This window comes from Thermodesulfobacteriota bacterium (genome assembly GCA_034189135.1).
In the GTDB taxonomy this organism is placed as follows: Bacteria; Desulfobacterota; Desulfobacteria; order Desulfobacterales; family JAUWMJ01; genus JAUWMJ01.
Genome location: JAXHVO010000075.1, coordinates 1 through 20,120 on the forward strand (window position 1 = coordinate 1; position 20,120 = coordinate 20,120).

At 45.1% G+C, this 20,120-nt stretch carries 18 protein-coding genes; 3 read left to right on the top strand and 15 right to left on the bottom strand.

From position 1 onward, the window contains the following. Positions 1–197 precede the first annotated feature (197 nt). Positions 198–956: a DUF4846 domain-containing protein gene (locus SWH54_11110; GenBank protein ID MDY6791802.1), complete on the top strand. Its 759-nt coding sequence runs from the start codon at positions 198–200 to the stop codon at positions 954–956. A gap of 73 nt (positions 957–1,029) precedes the next feature. Here SWH54_11110 and SWH54_11115 read toward each other — a convergent pair whose 3' ends face one another. From SWH54_11115 to SWH54_11165, 11 genes are all read right to left on the bottom strand, one after another. Further along, on the bottom strand, positions 1,030–2,184 hold the full coding sequence (locus tag SWH54_11115) for an FAD-binding oxidoreductase (protein MDY6791803.1): 1,155 nt from the start codon (positions 2,182–2,184) through the stop codon (positions 1,030–1,032). A gap of 7 nt (positions 2,185–2,191) precedes the next feature. Continuing rightward, the gene (locus tag SWH54_11120) at positions 2,192–4,270 is read right to left on the bottom strand and encodes an FAD-dependent oxidoreductase (GenBank protein MDY6791804.1); all 2,079 of its coding nucleotides are present in this window, start codon (positions 4,268–4,270) and stop codon (positions 2,192–2,194) included. 384 nt (positions 4,271–4,654) lie between these two features. After that, positions 4,655–5,902, bottom strand: coding sequence for an FAD-dependent oxidoreductase (locus tag SWH54_11125; protein ID MDY6791805.1), 1,248 nt, complete (start codon positions 5,900–5,902; stop codon positions 4,655–4,657). Positions 5,903–5,974: 72 nt separating this feature from the next. After that, positions 5,975–6,694, bottom strand: coding sequence for an ABC transporter ATP-binding protein (locus tag SWH54_11130; protein ID MDY6791806.1), 720 nt, complete (start codon positions 6,692–6,694; stop codon positions 5,975–5,977). A gap of 3 nt (positions 6,695–6,697) precedes the next feature. Beyond that, positions 6,698–7,924, bottom strand: a complete 1,227-nt coding sequence (gene livM / locus SWH54_11135; GenBank protein MDY6791807.1) for a high-affinity branched-chain amino acid ABC transporter permease LivM — start codon at positions 7,922–7,924, stop codon at positions 6,698–6,700. Beyond that, positions 7,908–8,819: a branched-chain amino acid ABC transporter permease gene (locus SWH54_11140; protein MDY6791808.1), complete on the bottom strand. Its 912-nt coding sequence runs from the start codon at positions 8,817–8,819 to the stop codon at positions 7,908–7,910. Before SWH54_11140 ends, livM begins: the two co-directional genes overlap by 17 nt. 210 nt (positions 8,820–9,029) lie before the next feature. Beyond that, on the bottom strand, positions 9,030–10,172 hold the full coding sequence (locus SWH54_11145) for a branched-chain amino acid ABC transporter substrate-binding protein (GenBank protein ID MDY6791809.1): 1,143 nt from the start codon (positions 10,170–10,172) through the stop codon (positions 9,030–9,032). Continuing rightward, positions 10,169–10,960, bottom strand: coding sequence for an ABC transporter ATP-binding protein (locus SWH54_11150; GenBank protein MDY6791810.1), 792 nt, complete (start codon positions 10,958–10,960; stop codon positions 10,169–10,171). Before SWH54_11150 ends, SWH54_11145 begins: the two co-directional genes overlap by 4 nt. 11 nt (positions 10,961–10,971) lie before the next feature. After that, positions 10,972–11,700, bottom strand: a complete 729-nt coding sequence (locus SWH54_11155; protein ID MDY6791811.1) for a FadR/GntR family transcriptional regulator — start codon at positions 11,698–11,700, stop codon at positions 10,972–10,974. Positions 11,701–11,894: 194 nt separating this feature from the next. Next, complete coding sequence (locus tag SWH54_11160; GenBank protein MDY6791812.1) at positions 11,895–13,067, bottom strand: FAD-binding oxidoreductase; 1,173 nt, start codon at positions 13,065–13,067, stop codon at positions 11,895–11,897. A gap of 167 nt (positions 13,068–13,234) precedes the next feature. Beyond that, positions 13,235–14,212, bottom strand: coding sequence for an ornithine cyclodeaminase family protein (locus SWH54_11165; GenBank protein ID MDY6791813.1), 978 nt, complete (start codon positions 14,210–14,212; stop codon positions 13,235–13,237). 313 nt (positions 14,213–14,525) lie between these two features. On the opposite strand from SWH54_11165, the gene SWH54_11170 reads away from it, so the two are divergent. Beyond that, positions 14,526–15,017 carry a prolyl-tRNA synthetase associated domain-containing protein gene (locus tag SWH54_11170; GenBank protein ID MDY6791814.1) on the top strand — a complete coding sequence of 164 codons (492 nt, stop codon included), beginning with the start codon at positions 14,526–14,528 and terminating at the stop codon, positions 15,015–15,017. 219 nt (positions 15,018–15,236) lie between these two features. After that, the gene (locus tag SWH54_11175) at positions 15,237–16,496 is read left to right on the top strand and encodes a Fic family protein (GenBank protein MDY6791815.1); all 1,260 of its coding nucleotides are present in this window, start codon (positions 15,237–15,239) and stop codon (positions 16,494–16,496) included. 193 nt (positions 16,497–16,689) lie between these two features. On the opposite strand, the gene SWH54_11180 is transcribed toward SWH54_11175, so the two are convergent. The 4 genes from SWH54_11180 to SWH54_11195 form a co-directional block, all read right to left on the bottom strand. Beyond that, the gene (locus tag SWH54_11180) at positions 16,690–17,103 is read right to left on the bottom strand and encodes a hypothetical protein (GenBank protein MDY6791816.1); all 414 of its coding nucleotides are present in this window, start codon (positions 17,101–17,103) and stop codon (positions 16,690–16,692) included. A gap of 343 nt (positions 17,104–17,446) precedes the next feature. Continuing rightward, positions 17,447–17,755: a hypothetical protein gene (locus SWH54_11185; protein MDY6791817.1), complete on the bottom strand. Its 309-nt coding sequence runs from the start codon at positions 17,753–17,755 to the stop codon at positions 17,447–17,449. A gap of 16 nt (positions 17,756–17,771) precedes the next feature. Further along, positions 17,772–18,701 carry a hypothetical protein gene (locus SWH54_11190; GenBank protein ID MDY6791818.1) on the bottom strand — a complete coding sequence of 310 codons (930 nt, stop codon included), beginning with the start codon at positions 18,699–18,701 and terminating at the stop codon, positions 17,772–17,774. A 91-nt stretch (positions 18,702–18,792) separates the two neighbouring features. Next, positions 18,793–19,566, bottom strand: coding sequence for a hypothetical protein (locus SWH54_11195; protein ID MDY6791819.1), 774 nt, complete (start codon positions 19,564–19,566; stop codon positions 18,793–18,795). Between the last annotated feature and the right edge of the window lie 554 nt (positions 19,567–20,120).

The following is a 20,120-nucleotide window of genomic DNA, read 5'->3' on the forward strand; positions in this document are numbered from 1 at the left end:
TAAAAGTCATCGAATTGACAAAGAACAATGAAACTGAATTACTTTATCGTAACATTTGTACTACTCTAAACGAAAATGAATTTAAAAAAGCAGCATAAGTTTTCGCTCAATTGGGGTCTTATTCTTTTGATAAATGAAAGAAACTTGGGCAAACCTGTTTTATGATGGAATATTCTTTATTAAAAGATGGGAGTATAATGCGTGAAAGTAATCATATCGCAATTTGCCGGATCGTTTTAGTCCTCTTTTTTTTATTTGCCTTTGTAGAAATCGGTTTTACCTATGATACTATTAAAAACATCCCCGTTCCAAATGGCTATGAAAGAATTAAGTACGATAAAAAAAGCTTTAGTCATTACCTTCAAAGCCTGCCTATAAAAAAAAATAATAAAATTTATAAATGGAATGGAAAGAAAGTATTGGGTGTCTTGTATCATATTTATGCTGTGGTCGATCAGCCGCTCCTTTTTAAATCCGATTTGGAACAGTGTGCTGATTTTTGTATGAGGTTCTGGGCGGACTTTCACAAATACCAAAACAAATTGGACCATCTTTTTTTGTATGACTACAGCGGAAAAAAGAAGTTCTACAAAAGAAGTAATAAAACATATAAAAGTTTTTTAAGATGGCATATGGCCTATTCTAACTCATATTCAATCAAAAACGGGGCCAACAAAGTAGAAGACAGAGGTTTAAAGCCTGGAGATATGTTTGTGCAAAACAAAGATGGCGGAATCGGACATGTGTCTTTGGTAGTAGATTGTGCAAAAAACAATAATGGAAAGCAAATTTACCTGATCGGCTATGGATTTATTCCGGCACAGGAATTCCATCTAGAGAAAGCCCAAACAGGATACGGCATCGGCGGCTGGTTTACTAAAAAAGGATATGAAAAATATCTATCAGAGTTTCCCTTCAAGTCCTATGGCAGGCCGGCAATGAGAAGTTTTGAATAAAATGACTAAGGGTTGTGGGATCGCGCTGATCTATCTTTTTTTTATTTACTTCTGCCTTTGTGCCTTCTGCCTTTTATTTAAACACTTCCTTTCCTTTAAAATCGCGATACGGATCGAAACTTTTTAAGATTTCAAGGTCATCTGGATGATAGTTTTCCGTGATCAGCCGGTAAATGAGTTCGGCCATACCGGGTCCAAGCATAAAACCCTGACCGCACATTCCAACCGCCTGGTAGAAATTATCCAACTCCTTCATCTTCCCGACTATGGGAAACCCATCGGGTGAGTTGGGATATTGCCCGCGCCAGGTGCGTCGAACTTTAAGATTTGCCAGCATGGGCATAATCTTTATCATTCTTTTGGCAATCATCGGTAAAAATTCAGAGGTGGCACGGCTGTCTGTTCCCAGAATGGGTGGGTCGGGAGTCAAACAAAAAATGACCTGGCCTTCGGTGCTCTGGTAAAAATAAAAATTCTTGGATCCGGGTTCCGCCCGCATATCAACGACCATCGGCCCCATAAATGGCTTCACCGGTTCGGTGATTCCCGCCTCATGGCAATCAGGGTCTACCGGAACTTCTATTCCTATCATGTGAGAAATATCCCTCGCGAAAACCCCGGCGGCATTTAAAACATGCGCAGAATGATATTCTCCTTTGTTGGTCCTGACTGAAACAATCCTGTTTTTCTTTATTTTAAATCCGGACACTGTTTCATGGAAAATAAATTCGGCCCCATACTCTACCGCCTTAAAATGACAGGAGTTGATGAACAACAAGGGGGATGCGGAGCCGTCTTCCGGGGAATAGGTACTTCCCCGCAACCGTTTCATATTGATTCCGGAATTTAATTCCCTGTACTCCTCGGGTAATAGCCAGTTGATATTCAGGCCATAACCTTGCTGAACTTTCAATAAATCTTTTAAAATGGTTTCGTCTGCTCCGGTATAGGCGGGAAATGAATAGCCGTTGCTCTTCCACTGAATATCATCACCATACCTTTCTTCCCAGGTAGAAAATATAGCTATACTTCTCTGGCTGACCACTATTTTACCCTTATCAGAGTGGGTCGCCCGAATACCGCCGATTGCCTTTTTATCCTGCCCCTGTCCGGGGGATGCCAAAGAGTCAATCACCAGCACCGATTGTCCGTTTTTGGCAAACTCAAAAGCTACCGGCACACCAATGGAACCACTTCCAATTACTATTAGGTCGTATGATTTTTTCATTTTGTTTTCATTCTGAAATATTGGAAAAAACGCCAAGTGGAGTCTCAACAAAAACAGGTCTGATGGTGTTTAGAGTGACCTCTTCAACAGAAACTCCCTCTTCCCTGAACATTTGTAACATTAAATTTTCACAGGTTTTGTATCCGCATGCCCCCATCCCCGCCCGGGTAATCGCCTTTATTTGATTCATATCTCTGATACCTGATCGGATTAACTGGCGGATTTCTCCGGCAGTGACTCTTTCGCACCGACAAATAATGGCCTCGTCGGAAATTTTGTCAATTATGACTTCGTCCTTCGGTATTGTGATTTCGCTTTTTTGAATGCGAAATCCGGCAACCTGTTTGGCAATTTTTTTAGCAACCTGAATCTTGATCACCTGGGTTTTTCTCGAAGTCTTTTTAATGGCCGTACTAATAATAACCGCTTCTCCAAGCGGTTTTCCCTCATAATCAGTCAATCGAATCCGGTCCCCCTTTTTATATTCATAGTTATACACTTCATAGGGTAAAGAAACGATTGGATTTTCCGGGTCTTCACGGTAATCTACCAGAGTGATCGCCAGACCGGGACAAATGAACAGGCATTTTTGGCAACCAATGCATTCATTTTCATTAATCTGAGGGGTTTCCAGCAAAGAATCACCGGGGATATAAATTACATCTTGTTTGCATACAGACACGCACGGATTACACGGAATGGGTTGGTGGCAATGGATGACAGGGGTAATGCCGGTTTCAGGGTAAGCATCATACCGGGGGATTGTAGTGGACCCGGGATGTTTTTTCAGGATATTTGCCTTGTTGTACCAAGCCTCCGGAACAGGTCGACTTTCTTTACCAAGTGCCACAGCAATTTTCCGACCGGCTATTTTCCCGCTAAACATGGCAGAAGATGCCTCGGCAATTTCCTTTGCATCGCCAGCCTCAAAAACGTTTAGTCCCGCTTGCTCTGCCTGCTTGAAAAATTCATTGACCGGGCTGAGTCCGACGGCAATTAAAATCGTATCACATTCATAGGTCTTTTCCGTGCCGCGAATCGGTTTAAAATGATCGTCTAGTTGACACACGGTCACGGATTCCACATTTTCATTTCCATTGGCGGATAAAATGGTATGCCTGGTATATATCGGTACACCCAATCTCCTGATCTTATTGGCGTGTACCTGGTAACCGCCGACTTCGGGAAGCGCTTCAATTAACCCCACCACATGAATGCCTGCCTGTAAAGCGTGATAGGCAGCTATCAGTCCGACATTACCCCCTCCCACCACAAACAACCTTTTGGCAGTCTTTATAAGATCCCGGTTAACCAAAGTTTGAAAGGCTCCGGCTCCATATACATCCGGCAAGGTATTTCCGGGAAATACCAGAGATTTTTCCCTTGCACCCGCTGCGTTGAGAACCACTTTGGGTCTCACAATGGAATATTTTTTGCCATCAGTCACAATTCCCACTTTTTTGTCACTGAAAACATACATGGCCGTGCTGTTTAACCACACCTTGATACATTTATGGTTTAGCAGCTCTTCTTTTAGAATGGTCGCAATATCTATCCCCCTGGTCCCTGCATAACAATCATTTATTGAACCAAAGAATTTGTGAGTCTGAAGAACTAACTTTCCGCCCAATCGATCTTTGTCATCAACAATAAGGGTTTCAATCCCTCTTTCCCCCAGTTGAAGTGCAGCAGAAAGACCGGCTGGTCCGCCGCCCACTATTAACACATCCGTCTCAACTTCTTCGATAGCGGAAAATTGAAAATCATCAACCGGTACTGGAAGTTCCGGCAGCCCTTCAATGCTTTCCACAATCATACCTTGTTTAACCTTGGTCATACAGGATTTTACCGAAACACCATTGGCAATCACTGCACATTGAGCGCATTGCCCGTTGGCGCAAAACATTCCCTGGGCGGAGTTATCCTTGGCATGATGGCCAAAAACATGAATTCCGTTGGCAAACAGGGCAGATGAAATCACCTCTCCTTCATTGGCTTCGAGTTTCTGCCCGTTCCAGTAAAAAGTTATTTTTTTTGTCTCAGGAATGCTGAGAACAGGGTGTTTTTCAATTCTCCATTCTGACATGGAATGTTACTCCTTATGGCGTTTGGATAATCTTTGTAATCGTCACAAAATATTGAATATCGAATGTCGAACAAGGAACCGCAGAGCCGTTACGAACATCGAACGTCCAACATCGAATTTTGAACAAGGTATTCTGCCAATTTTTAAATTGGCGAAGCGGTTTCATCATTCGATGTTCAAAAAAACTCTTTACTCTGCTGTTCAATATTTTTTTATCATACACATTCTATTTCTTGATGAACTCGTAAAAAATCCGATTTTGACGGTTTCGTAAAAAGTTCAAATTCAAGGCGTGCAAATTTTGTAATCATGAAGCGTACTAATCGTACGTTGAATGATTACGAAATGCAGCACAACGCTGAAGTTGGGCTTTTTACGAAACCGTCAAAATCTTGATGCCCGGTACGGATAAGGATCCACATGCGGAGAATCACCACTCAAAATTTCGCAAACCAGCTTTCCCGTTCTCGGTGCCATGGTAAGCCCCATCATATTGTGTCCGGCGGCAATCATGACATTTTCCATGAGCGGCGATCGATCGATAATCGGCAACCCGTCACAGGTCATGGGCCGCCACCCATACCATTCGTCCTGTATGCCGCTAAATTTCACCTCAGGCAAATACCGCTCTGCAGCATCAACCAGTGCATCGAGTCTCACCTGATTCAAGCTTGCATCGTATCCGGCAAACTCCATGGTACCGCCCAGTCTGATATGGTTTTGCCAAGGAGTGAGTACCACTCCGGTTTCCTGGAAAAAGCATGGAATCGTTGGACTGTTGGTGGGCCTTCGCATGTTTACCGAATATCCTTTTCCGGGTTGAATGGGTAATTTGCAGCCTAAAGCATTGTTAAGCCGGGGTGCCCAGGCACCGGTGGCCACCACAAACTGATCGCCCGAAAAATGACCCCGCCCGGCAACTGCAGCAACCGCCTGGTTATTTTCTTTTATAAAACCGGTTACTTCGGTCTGCTCAATGATTTCAACCCCTTTTTGAGTCAAAACCCGTTTGAGTTCTTTCATGAGACCGTCCGGACAAAGATGGGCAGTATGCTTGGAAAACCAGGCACCGGCAACATGATCCCCCACAGCAGGTTCCTGTTTTAAAAGCAATTTTTTGTCTAAAGGCGTTTCACCGACACCAAACTCTTTTTTCAATGCTTCACCAGATCCGTATTTCTCAAATTCTCTTTTGGATCGGAAAATATGCAAAGCGCCCTTCATTGCCCAATCACAGTCCAGCTCTTCTTCGGTAATCAAAGCCTGGTAAAGCTCAATGGCTCCTTGTGTCATGGCTGCCCGACCCTGGGCAGATATCAGAATATCTTTTTGCTTGCAGTGCAGGGCAAACTTCAGCAACCATTTTGCCAGTCCTGGATCGAGCCTGGGTTTGATAAAGAGAGGCGCATCCTTTTTAAAAATCCATCCAATACCTTTAATTAAATTGTCGGCGGAATTAAGGGGCAGGATATGGTCGGGCACAATCAATCCGCAGTTTCCATGGGACGCCCCGTAACCAAAGCGGTCTTTATCAACGATGGTCACCGACCATCCTTTTTGTTGTAAATAATAGGCGGCAGTGGCACCGATAATACCGCCGCCAATGATAACGACTTTGCAGCCCTCATGCATGATCATTGTCCCCTGAAGAGACCTTTACCAGGTAAAACTTTTGGGAATTTTTATGATGTAACAGATCAGATTCTACTCACCCAAATACGCCTTTCTGATTTTCGGGTCATGTAGCAGGGTATCGGCTTTGTCTTCCATGGTAACCTTGCCGGTTTCAAGAACATAGCCGCGCTGTGCGGTCTGGAGGGCCAGGTTTGCATTTTGTTCCACCAGCAGGATGGTGGTGTTTTCCCTTTGATTAATATCGTGGATAATGTCGAAAATTTTCTGCACCAACAATGGCGACAGCCCCAATGAGGGCTCATCCAAAAGAAGTACCTTGGGTCTGCTCATCAGCGCTCTGGCAATTGCCAGCATTTGCTGCTCGCCACCGGAAAGGGTACCTCCATGCTGTTTTTGTCTGTCTTTCAGGGCCGGAAAAATGGAAATCACATTTTCCATGTCTTTTTCGATTTCCGCCCGGTCTTTGCGGAAAAACGCGCCAAGTTCCAAATTTTCCCGTACGGTCAACCGGGGAAAAATGCGTCTGCCTTCGGGAATCTGACACAACCCCATGACCGGCAACTTTTCCGCAGCAATACCACGGATGGATTTCCCGCTGTATATAATATCGCCTTGGTTGATGGGAACGACACCGCAGGTGGCCATCAGTGTGGTTGTTTTTCCTGCGCCGTTGGCACCGATGATGGTTACGATTTCGCCCGGAAAAACCTTTAAAGAAATATCTTTCAGGGCTTTGATATTGCCATAGCTTGAAGAAACATTTCGAAGTTCAAGAATCGGTTCCGCCACAATCTACCCCTCTTTCTCTTCCGACCGGGTCCCCATACGTTTGGCCGGGATCAAACCGGCAGGCCTAAAAAGCATCATCACGGTCATTGTCGCGCCAAAGACAAGCATCCGGTAGAGCTCAAACTCACGAAAGACTTCCGGCAAAACAATCAACGCAGCCGCACCCAAAATGATACCGGGAATCGAGCCCATTCCGCCCAGGACCACCATACATAAAACCATGGCTGATTCAAGAAAGGTAAAGCTTTCCGGACTGACAAATCTCATCCTCGCGGAAAAAAACGCGCCCGCCAGACCGGCAAATATTGCCCCCATGGCATATGCAAGCAACTTAAGACGAAAAGTGTTCACCCCCATCAGTCCGGCTGCGGTTTCATCCTCCCTGATAGACTCCCAGGCCCGACCAATACGCGAAAAATTGAGCCGGTGAACACAAATGATCGTAAAAATAGCCAGGACAAGTGCCACATAATAAAGATAGTACAGTTTCTTCAGGTAAAATAATTCAAAACTGAACCCATCCGCAAAACTGGGAAGATAAATAGCCGGTACCTTTACCCCCAGAATACCGTTGGGACCGTTGGTCAGCTTCATCCAGTTATTGAGAATCAGGCGGACAATTTCGCCGAATCCCAGCGTAACAATGGCAAGGTAATCCCCACGCATTCTTAGCGTCGGGTATCCGATGATGCAGCCGGAAATGCCAGAAGAAAAGGCGGCCGCAGGAAGGCAGATCCAGAATGACAGACCGTAATGAACATTCAACAGCGCATAGGTATACGCACCCACACCGTAAAATGCAATATATCCCAGGTCCAGCATGCCTGCCAGTCCCACCACAATGTTGAGCCCCAGTCCAAGGCATACGTATATCAGGACATTAATGGCAACATCCTGAGCATATCTGCTGGTAAAAACAGGAAAGAGGAAGGCCAACGCCATTAAAACAGGAATCCAAATCCATGCAGGCATAGCCCCTGACCATATGGCAAATTTTCCCTTTGCTGCGGACAAAGGATCTGCTATGGGTTTCAACATTCCGCTCTTGTTGGTAATATAAAGCAGCAGGCACACAGCTGAACCCGCGACAATATAAAGCCAGACCGTTAGGGTGCGGCCAAAAGAGAGGGTGCCGTCCGGATGGATGCCCAGCAGCGGCCAGAGAAGTCCCAGCAGCCATAACAGACCGATAAAATAGCTTTTCCAGATTCTTTTAAACTCTTGTATCATCTACATTCTCACCCATAATTCCGGTTGGTTTGAAATACAAAACTCCAATCAGTATAATAAAGGCAAACACATCCTTGTATTGCCCGGAGATATATCCTGCACCGAAAATCTCCACCATACCGATGATCAATCCACCGAGCATGGCACCGGTAATATTCCCGATACCACCCAGTACTGCAGCCGCAAAGGCTTTGATCCCTGGAATAAATCCCATGTCATACCGAACCGATCCGTAATACAACCCCACCATGATTCCGGCGGCAGCGGCAAGGCCGGCACCCAGGGCAAAAGTAAGTGAAATGATTTTATCACTTCCGATTGCCACCAGGGAGGACATGATCTTATCCTGGGCCGTCGCGCGCATGGCCATTCCGATTCTGGTTTTAAAAACAAGAATATTTAACCCGATCAGCAAAGCAATGGTAAGGCCCACGATTCCCATCTGCAGGTAACTGACTGTAATCATACCGAATTCCAACCCGCCCTGAAACATTTCCCCGGGATAGGGTTTGTCAAATACCCCTTGCGCAAGCATCAACCCGTTTGACAGGAATATGGACATCCCCAGAGCGGAAAGAAGGGCCGCCAGCCTGGATTGTCGCCGCAAAGGCTTGTAGGCCACCTTTTCAACACCCATGGCCAGAAATGCACAATAAACCATTGCCAGGGCAAATGCGCCCATTAAACAAAGTATCGGGTGTGTCTGCATATATCCCAGGCCGGTAAGGTAGCTTAAAATGATAACGCCCATATAGCCGCCGGCGGCAAAAAATTCACCGTGGGCAAAATTGATAAGCTGGATGACTCCGTAAACCATGGTATAGCCAAGGGCAATCAGGGCATACAGCCCACCGAGGGTCAGTCCGTTGATCAGCTGCTGAATGAAATATTCCATATTTATTAATCAGATCTCGTATTAACTTTGATCGTTTGGAAAAAAGTCATTTTATTGCCGCTGAGAGCGCTGGGAACATCGAAAATATATTAACATTTTATATAGTTATCTCTGTGTTCACAGTGTCCCCTGTGGCAAATTCTGTTTTCTACAATGCCATCAAACATGATTGCCCGGCCGCTTGGCCGGGCAATCATGTTTTTAACCGTTTTATTTATTCAACAAACCCTTTTCAGGATCCCAGTAAGGAACGTACTCCCCGTTTTTAATCTTAAAAGCAATATAGGAAGATCCTGAATCTCCATTGGGTTTAAACCTGACATGTTTTGAAGCGCCCTGAAAATCCATTTTCATAATTTGAGCTTTGATTTTGGCAGGCTTGGTGGATTTCGCCTTTTTAATGGCATTTAACAGGACGGTGGCGGCATCATAGGCATATGTACCGTAAGCTCCGATATCGCCGTAGCCGGCAGCTTTCCATCTTTTTGCATATGACTTATAGGAAGCCGTGGTTTTATCCGTATAACCGTAGGTCACGTAAACACCTTCGGCTGCATCCTTGGCAACCTTGATGAAATTGGGGTGATACATGGCATCCTGGGATACGATGGTTGATTTCAGGCCCAAGCGTTTGGCTTGTATGGCCATCAGGCTGCCGGACGAATGGTTTTGCAGGCACATGTACAGAATATCGGCATTTTCTCTTTTGGCCATGGTCAAAAAGGCGGAAAAATCTTTGTCGCCCTGGTTCACATGATCGTGTCCCAGAACTTTAACGCCGAGTTTTTTACAGGATTTATTGACGCCTTCAGCCAATCCCTGGGAATAGGTGGTTTTATCGTCAACGATAAAAATAGATTTGGCCTTTAAAGATTCTTTCATAAACTTGGCCGCTGCCGGAGCCTGATCGTCATCCCTCCCGCACAGGCGAAACATATATTTAAGACCGCGATCAGTGACTTTTTCATTGGTGGAAGCCGGTGTAAGCATCGGAATGTCTTCTTCGGCAAGAGTTTCGGAGCCGGGGATGGTGGAAGATGAACAATATGCACCGATAACACCTACAACCCCGAGGTTGATGAGCTTGTTGGCGGCAGCCACCGCCTGTTTCGGGTCACATGCGGTGTCCTGCGGGAAAAGCTCGATCTTGCTGTATCCGGGGATCCCGCCTGCTTCTTCAAACACTTGAATGGCCGTCATCACTCCGTGTTTAATATCATTTCCGTCGGCAGCATAGGGCCCGGTTAAAGGACTCATTGAGCCGATTTTCAGAGTTTTTGCCGATGCCGTACTTAAAATAAACGGAACCAAAATCAAACTTAAAACCATCACCAATAAAATTTTTTTCTTCATGTTACCCTCCTTAGTTTCTTTTGTTGTTTGGCCGGTTGACCAAGATAAGCTTCGATTACCTTGGGGTTATTTTGAATCTCCTCAGGTCCTCCCTCCGCAATTTTAACTCCATGGTCCACGCATATAATGCGTCGGCACACCCCCATCACCACTTTCATATCGTGCTCAACCAAAAGCACGTCAATCCCCAAATCAGATATACGCCCGATGTCTTCCATCAGCTTGGCGGTTTCGGCAGGATTCATTCCCGCCGCAGGTTCATCCAGAAGCAACAATTTTGGCTCAGAAGCCAGCGCCCTGCCGATTTCCAGCCTGCGTTGCAAACCATAAGATAAATTTTCCGCCACTGTATCGGCAAACTCTCCGACACCCATAAACTCGATCGCTTCCCGGGCTTTCTTCCTGATGGCATCTTCCTCACGCCTTTGCGACCGGCTTCTCAACAGAGAACCCACCACGCCTTTTTTTGATCTGCAGTGCCTGGCCACCATGGCATTTTCCAACGCAGTCATGTTGGAAAACAGGCGAATATTCTGAAAGGTTCTGGCAATTCCTCTGGAAAAGATCTCATGAGGACTTTTACCGAGAATGCTTTTGCCTTCAAACTGTACATTTCCTTCTGATGCTGTGTAAACACCGGTAAGAACGTTAAATACCGTGGTCTTTCCTGCTCCGTTGGGGCCGATAAGTCCAATGATTTCCCCGGAATTGACGGAAAAGCTCAATTTTGATAGGGCCAACAGGCCCCCGAATCTTACCGAAATGTCCTGAATTTTAAGTTGTGCCATAAACTGAATTCTTATTCATCTTTTTTTTGCTGTTTCTCTTTTTCCATATATCCGTTGAACCGGTGAATATGGCTCTGGGCGAGTGATTTGGCCTTGGTTCCATCTCCTTTTTCTATCGCCTGCACCATGTCCCTCAAATCTTCGTAATTTTCCATTAACTCGCGTTTTTCCATGTGAAGAAAGTTGTCATAGTAACGATTGATATTATTATGTACCATCTTTAATATGGATATATAGATAGGGTTTCTCGAAATCTGAGCCATGGCCAGGTGAAGTTTTTTATCCGCTTCAAGAAAATCATCTCGGTGGGAGACTCCTTTTTCCGCATGTTCTTTTGCATCCTGGAGAAGTTCTTTCAGCCGTTGAATATCTGCAACCGTTGCCCTTCTGGCTGCAAGAGCCACAACATCTCCTTCAGCGCCTTCCCTGAATTCACTCAGGTGCTTTAAGGAAACCCGTTGTGATCGAATCAGAATATCCAGACTCTCGCGAATCTGTTCGGTGTTGGCCGATTTGACCCTGGCGCCTCCACCCGTACCTAACTTTATTTCGATTAAACCTTTTTGTTCTAAAACGCGCAATGCCTCTCGCAGGGTGCCCCGGCTGGTCTGGAACATTTCCTTGAGTTCCCTTTCTGCAGGGAGCATATCGCCGGACTTGATCCTTCCATCGAGGATCGCTTCTTGTATCTGGTCGACGATATCCTGAAAAATTCTACTTTGCTTGGCTGCACGAAACATTTTTTTTACAAGGGAATCGGCAATAAAAATTTCGGGCCGGTAACGCCATTTTGCTGCAAATTAAGACTGCAGCGAGTTAGAATAACTTCTTGAAATTATATGAGAAATCCAAGAAATCCCATGCTCAATCATTATAATGGTTTGACCATTGGTACCTGACGTTTCTTTGGATGTCAAGGAAAAAAATGAATCATTTAAACCAGTCCATCTTCATTGACCGGTTTATTTTCCAGAATTCGCTCAGGTCGAAAAATGGACAGATCGAGCACATGAGATCGTTCGGTAATAAGTTCGGCAATATAACGGCCCACCGCCGGGGCCTGCTGAAGTCCGTGACCGGAAAAGCCATTGGCCAGATAAAAGCCCTTTAGCTCCGGCCATTCTCCGAGAATTGCATTTCCGTCCAGCGTGTTGACTGCGTACAGTCCGGCCCAGCCGCGTATCAGTTTAAGCGTATCAAAAGACGGAACGAACTGTGCCAATTCAGGCCACAAAACCTCCATAAACCGTTTATCATCCCAGGTAAAATCAAAACCGACCGGGTCTTCGTCCATCGATTTGCCCAGCAGGATCAAGCCCCCTGTTTCAGATCGAAAATACAGACCGGAAGGCAACACAGTCAAAGGCAGGGGGGCTTCCGGCTTTACGGCCGTGTCCAGAGCAAAAACCTGGCGCTTGACCGGTTCGACTGGAATCTTTACCCCTGCCGTCAAAGCCAGTTTTGCCGCCCATGCTCCGGCACCATTGACCACCGCCTCTGCAGCCAGACTGTCTCCATCCGCCAGCTTGACTCCGGAAACTCTTTTTTTCTCTGATGCAATTTCAACCACTTCCCCTTTTATATACGTTGCACCCAGAGATCTGGCTTTGGCCCGGTAAGCCATCAGCACGGCGTAGGCGTCAAAATGGCCGTCTTTGGGACCAAATGTACCCCCCATAAAATCAGCCGGTTCATAGAGGGGATAGCGCTGTTTGATTTCTGCTGAAGGCCACCATTTTATCGAACAGCCCAGACTTTTTTGCAGGGCCACCGCCTCTTTGGCCGCGTTTTTGCCTTTTTCATCAACCAGAAAAAGATTTCCCTCACGTCGGTATAAAATGGCAGGCCGGTTGTCATCAACCGCCATTTCATCTTCAAATCGTTCAAGCGCATCCAAAGCATATTGTGATATTTTAATATTTTCGCTGAGACTGAACTGTATGCGTGCGTTGCTAACGGAAAGGGTGGTCGAAGCCAGGGAATAGGTGGGATCCATCTCAAGGACTGCCACTTTGAGTTTACCATCGCTGCGCATCAGGTTATATGCGATGGAACTGCCGATGATACCTCCGCCTACGATAATGATGTCATACATTTTTGAATTCATGTAGAAACTTCCTTTAATCCTGATAATTAAATTTTGCGTAACACCACTTCATCATTCGATATTCTTTGTTCGATATTCGATATTCCAATAATATCAACTTGAATTGGCGATGTTTTACTTCCACAAGAAAAATGATTAAATTTTTAAAATTCTGAACTATTGTACAGTTACAGCGGTAGCCAGGTGCCTATCCCTTTTTCCACCGCACGTTTGAAAATTAAAGGCGCAACTGCCATATCATCAATGGCCAACCCCAGGTTCGCAGTCATGGTTTTTTCTTCATCGGTTTCCCTACCCTTTTTGGTTCCGTTTGCCAGTTCTCCCAGATCGGCATGCAAAGGGGGTATGTGCTGAAAATAGCCGACTGTTTTGTAATGGAGCATCTGGGCGGTATCATCGGTGCAGAACTTGTCCGACTCGCCTATGGCATCGGGATGCCAGTAGGAATCAAAATCAACCAGAGACGCAAAGACCCCCTCATCCATCCATCCGGCCTGGATGGTGGCATGCGGTTTTTTTAAAATCGGTCCGGCGGTAACAATAATATCGCAACCTGTGACCGCTTCTTTCGGAGTTTTTACCGGAACGGTTTCAATATCGAAACGGTTTCCCATGTCATCCGTATATCGGTTGAGAGCTTCCGACGAGACATCGTAGGCCATCACTTTTTTAATGGGAAACAACACTTTCAGTGCCTCAACGTTGGTTCTTCCCTGTACGCCGCATCCCAGCACACCGACAGTGGCTGAATCGGGCCGTGCCAGATAATGGGCGGACACGGCTGTAGCGGCACCGGTGCGCATAGCCGTTATCCAGACGCAATCCATTATGGCTATGGGCAAGCCGGTTTCACTGTCATTCAGGATCAGCAACCCGGTGATATAAGGAAGTCCTTGTTTGGCATTTTCCGGAAAGCCGCTGACCCATTTAACCCCGGCTGACTTTAAAGCCGGAATATAGGCAGGCATGGCATGAATAAAGTTATCTCCGCCACCGGGATGAATTCCGGGCTTGGGAGGCATTTCCGTGCGACCTTCGCCTTTTTCTTTAAAAACAGTTTGAAGCGCATCAATGATTTCCGACATGGTAATTCCCGCTGCTTCCACGTCCGCTCTGGAAAGATACAAAATTTCATTGGTTGCCATACAGCCTCCTTTTGCAAAATAAAAAATAAATGGTTTGGAATGCTATAACACTTTGACAAATGATAGTAAACTTGAGAAATGATGTACGGATAAAATTTCAATTATGGTGACTACTCAAGTAGTCAGGCTGAAGCTGTTTAGACTGAAGGCTGAAAGGGTCATAAAAGTTTGATTGCCTTACTTTAGCGGAAATTTCTGATTGTTGTACCAAACATGGCTTCAAAGTACGCTTTTGCCTAACAGTCTTCAGCCCATTCACCTGAGCAGTTTTCAATTATTTTTAACTGCAGCAATTTGAAAGGTTTTAGTAGAAATGATAAATATTTATGAGTTTCTTGACAATAACGATATCGAATATCAGCGCCACGACCACCCACCGGTATTTACGGTGGAAGACGTCCATCGTTTAACTCCGGACCTGCCGGGGGCCAAAACCAAGAATCTTTTCTTTCGTGACAAAAAAGGAAACCGGCACTTTCTGGTTTTGGTTCCGGCCGACAAGCGGGTCAATTTAAAAGCGCTGCCCAGGGTTTTACAAAGCAGCAAAATCAGCTTCGGATCTCCGGACCGCCTCATGAAACATCTGGGAATAACACCGGGATCGGTTTCTCTGCTGGCAATCGTGAATGATCAGGAAAACAAGGTCGAGGTTATCATTGATGAATCTTTATGGGTATCAGAGGCGTTCCAGTTTCACCCCCTGGTCAACACCAGCACTCTGGTTATTTCAAAGGATAGTATCAAACGCTTTCTTGATGCCACCGGACATGAGGTTAAAATCGTGGAAATTCCAGCACAAGGATAGGGACACTGTGAAACCTGTCCGTTTCTGTCTTCTGTTTCCCAACCAGGAAAAAACCCGAATATTGATGATAATAATTTGGTGAGTTTGTGAAAAGTATTACCGATGACTAAGTAGAAAGTCCCATCTACAAGTCGCAACGGTTTAACCGGCCGATATTTGGCATAAAGGCTAAAATAATAATTGCTATTACAGATAAATAATGTTAATTAATAGTACATTATGAATATAAGCAAATCGGCCAAAAAACCGGCCAAAAAACCCATTAATCCCGATTATTATCTAACACCTCTTATACCTGGAAGTAGCAATATAGGTCCCTTAAAGGATATGGCACAGGAAATCATAGCGACCTCTGCCGGACTGGAGGGCAAGGTGGCAAAAGAAACAGCCCTTGTGCTTGGTGACCAGCTCCGAATCATCAACAGCTATTACAGCAATCTTATTGAAGGCCATAAAACAACTATCCCGGACATCAGCATGGCCTTACAAAAGAAATTTTCGCAGGATCCGAAAAAAAAATATGCGCAAGAGTTGTGTGCCGCCCATGTAGAAACCGAAAGGCGGTTTATGGAACTTGTGAATACGAAACAAAAAATCAATGTTTGCGACCGGAAGTTCCTAAGTGAAATTCATGCCGCGTTCTATGCCAATTTGCCGGAAGAACATCTGTATACCCACACCCCCAAAGGATTTTCCCGGATTCCGGTCAATCCCGGCCAAATCCGGGATGTCAATGTCTCCGTGGATGACCGGTCACTTCATGGACCGCACTATCAGGATTTGCCGGCATTGCTAAAAACCTTTGCCCAAAGCTATCCCCCGGATCAATTCCATGGTGACGAACGTTTAATCGCAATAGCGTCCAGCCATCATCGGTTGACCTGGCTGCATCCCTTCCGTGACGGCAACGGCAGGGTTGCCCGCCTTTTCTCGGGACTGTATTTCGTCAGGACAGGCGTTAACAGAAGCAATCTGTGGTCTCTATCCCGGGGTTTATCAAGAAAAAACAAACAGTATATGTTTGAGCTGTGGGCCACTGATTCCCCGGATAAAAAAAATGGCGCTCACTTTTTTGACGATGACCTGCTGGCGGATTTTTGCATGTTTTTTTTCCAAATCTGCCTGGATCAAATACGCTTCATGGAAGGCATGCTGAGGCTTGACCAAATCGAGACCCGCATCGACTGGTATGTGGAAACGCGGGCCAAACACGATAAAAATCCTTTGCGGGTTGAAGCGGCAAAATTACTCAGAGCCGTATTTATGCGGGGTGCCATACCCAGAGGTATGGCCGCTGGGATCCTCAACATGAGCGAGCGCAGTGCGCGCCGAATCGTAAGTGCGCTGATCAAAGACGGTCTTTTGCAGTCACAAAGCCACCGAGCACCGTTAACGATCGGGCTGCCGCTTGGTGTTCTCCCCTATTACTTCCCAGATCTTTACGACCCCTCGGTAATTGGTGAGGAGTACATCATCTGAATTGAGAGATGGTGTCTTTTCTTTTTTGATGAATGGAGCCTTCCCAGGCTTATTCGTAATGGATAATCAGCGGCTAAAGCATCTGAACTGTCCTCATGGAAATTCCCAATGGTAATGTGGTGGAAAATGGAAATCGAACGTCTGCCTTGAGGCGCGACATTTGAGATATCGCCCCCAAGGTTTTGTTCGCCTCTCATTCCCTTGCATTTTCTATCGCCGTGTCGAGCTCCGAGATCGTTTCTTTCAAAAAGGTTTGGTCCAGGTTTAAGGTGAAAGTCAGCCGGTTTCCGACACCGGCTTGATCCATGAGGTGCCCGGTTGCACTGATATTGCCCAATCCATCTGTTGAAAGCTTCAGGCTTACTTGGTCCTCCACTGTTGTAAGTTCGGCCTCACCTTTGAGATCACGGTACAGAGAATGTAATTCCTGCTGAAATCGAATAAGATCTGTTAAAGTCAACATGAGGCTGGCATCACCACGAAATCCACCCACTGCAACGGATGCCCGGGCAGAGATCCAGTCATACCCTTCATCTTTGGCAGCCGGTGACAGCAATGTAACCTCAAACCGCTCAAGTTCGGAACATCCTATAGACCAAGTTGACATATTATTTCCTTAGTCCAACGTCATGGATAACCTGGGCAAAAAGCGCTGGCTTTTTGAACCAGAATTCATCCGCTTGTTATTAAAAATCTATAAATTTGATTTGCTGCAAAATCGCTATCGGCTGGATAGTTATATCCGCTCAAGTTCACCCGATGGTTCGCCCTTTATAGTGGTTGTCAAAAAAACGTTCCGTTATCGAAGCGTTTTTTTCTACAACCACTTATACCGCAATTCCATATTTCGGAACATATTTATGGCAAGCGGTATAAATCTTTGACGGACACCCTTAAACAATCAAATGACTTAATGGAAGGTCGTTTGAATATTTAAACACACCCTACTATTATTTCGCAGGTCTAAAGCTGCGCTGCCACCCTTCATCACAGTCTATGCCACTGCAGGTATACCATCTAATCGTCCCTTGATTTGGGCCATTGCCCTGGTCAATCTTTTCGTCCATGATAATGACATCCGTTTTTAATTTACGCCCATGTTCAATGATGCGGGTGTCACCCTTGGAAAGAACTTTTGCAAACACGGCTTCGTCGTTTACCTGCACAAAGTAAGCATAGTTATCATACCCCTTGGTACAGGATCGATACAAAAAGAAAAGCGCAAAAAAGACTATGGCTAGTATAATGATATTTTTCATTGGGATCGTTTCCTTTTCATGGATGGACGTATGGTCCTTGTTGAACAGGCGTTTTTTCTGTCCTGGCGATATGTTCAAGTCGCTTAAGCAAGAGGCAAGCCTTATCAAACTTGGCACGAGGAGTATTTGGGTAGGCATCCGGTGGAAGGGACGAATGCTCCCAGGTCTCCAATTTAAAAAAGTCATTATTTGCATTGGTCATGGAGAAGTGGATTCGCGTTTCATCCGGAATTCCAGGCCGATCTTCCAGCTGAATCATCAGGACATCAATATTAATAATTTCAGTAAATATGTCACTCAGCTGAACAGGAGAAATATTGAATGAATATCGTTTCTCCCACATTTTATTCTGTTCGTTATTGAAGGAGATAATCTGAACCAAGGCATTACCCGTCCCGGTCACCACAATGACGCGACCGCCATGCAGGCCATTCATATCATTAAACTGAAAAACAGCCTTTTCCCTCTCATCAGGATTACCCAAAAATTTTTCAGTTCTATTTTTAGCTGTAAATAATGCTTTAGAAGATATAGATGCCTGCGGATTCACCTTTTCATGACAAGTTGCCACAAATGCTTCTATGGACTCAATTAGGGGGTCGAGTTGATACCCTCCCTGATTTTCAGCGTAAGAAAAATGGACCTTTCCGTTCTGAAGCGAAAAATCAAACAATACAACAGCATTCCGGGTACTGAAATAATCGGGTTTTTTCTGAACCGAACCCATTAATCCAACCCAATTTTCAATATGGTTGGACAATTGCTCAGTATAAACCTTAACCTCAAATGACGCGATAGGGGTTGAGGTTTCATCATAAAAATATTGACCCGAATTATCCACCTGAACCATGGTGTTATCCTTACCCATTGGTATAAAGGTGATACAGCCTTCGGCAAACACCTCGCATCCGCCGCTGATCTTGATTTGGCTGACATCTTTAAGCATATAATCGATTCCTTTTTCACAATTTGTCAAAACCGCCAACAAGGATAAAAAAAGACACCTGGTCATCAATCCAAGGCAGTTTAACGATTTTTTACAATCCCCGACCTTTTGAGTTAGACATGAGAAATCCAATGGTTCTCCGCACACGTATTGCTGGGTCTAATTTTTGGTAATTTTCTAAGACATTCTTAAGGGTAACTTCCGTGGGTGGATGAATTAAGGGTTTATATTGGTGTCCATCCGTTGCTTTAGGGGTTGTTAAACAAAAACCCAGGGCGTCCAGGGCCACCAGGCTGATGGGCCGCCCCAATGCCAGCCACTTTTCAACATGTTCCCAATCAAATTGAGACCGAGCTGCCAGGGCCCCCCACGACACATCAATGGGGGGTACAACATTTTCCTCTATCCATTTAAGGACCCATCGATTTTCAAACCACCCCAGCACAAATTTACAGATAAGACGTTCTCGCTGTTCCATTTGGCCAAGCTTATCCGTAATCAATCCGTATGCTTCCTTTAAGGAAAGGCAGCGGATTGCCGCAAACGTTAACCCCCTGAATGTCTCTTCTGACCATTTGTCCCAATGTTTCCGAATAAAATGTGCACCTAAATCTTTCAACACATATCCTGCCAGGTGAAACAGGGTATTGATATGGTCCTTATTGTGCAGTTTGGGAAGACGCTTTTCAAATACTGGCAGCCAGACCTCTGCAGGGCAAACCATCATTTGTTCGATCAGCTCATTATCAACAAACCATCGCTTTACCTGTCCTTCCACATGGAAATGATCACGATACAAAACGGTTGTCAGCAACTCGTCAGCAGATTCCGCATGATTCATATGATCGGAAGATTTCAACTTCATTCCTTCACTTAAAACAAATTCAGTTTAATAACGATACCGGCAAACATCCTCGTCATATTATGTGCACAGAGCCCCTACATTAAAAAAACAAATTCTAAAATTTATGGCCCTCATTATCAGGTTAAGGGATTTCTTCACTTCATCGGAAATAATAGACTGCTGTTTTGTCGGCCATTTCCTCAATTTTATCGCCTTTTCCACACAAATAACCACTCAAGTTTCACACCCCAGTTTTGCGTAAAGTAATGCCCTGACGGCAAGTGAAACATAAAATCAGATGTGAATCGAAATGGTTATATTTTTTTCTGTAAGGGGATATGTGGGTCATCTATTACCCCTTTTCGCAGTGTCCGGATATTTGGGATAGACCGTCCCTCTTTTATTGTTTAGCAACGGATAGACTGTATCCCAAATATCCGGACACGCTGCAACTGATTCAATTCATATCCCCTGGAAGAAAATAATATAACCCCAATTGAGCGAAAAAAAGTAGTAATAACCATCTAAAAAAGCTGGAAAAGCCTTTAGAATAAGGGTATACAGATGGTGACGAA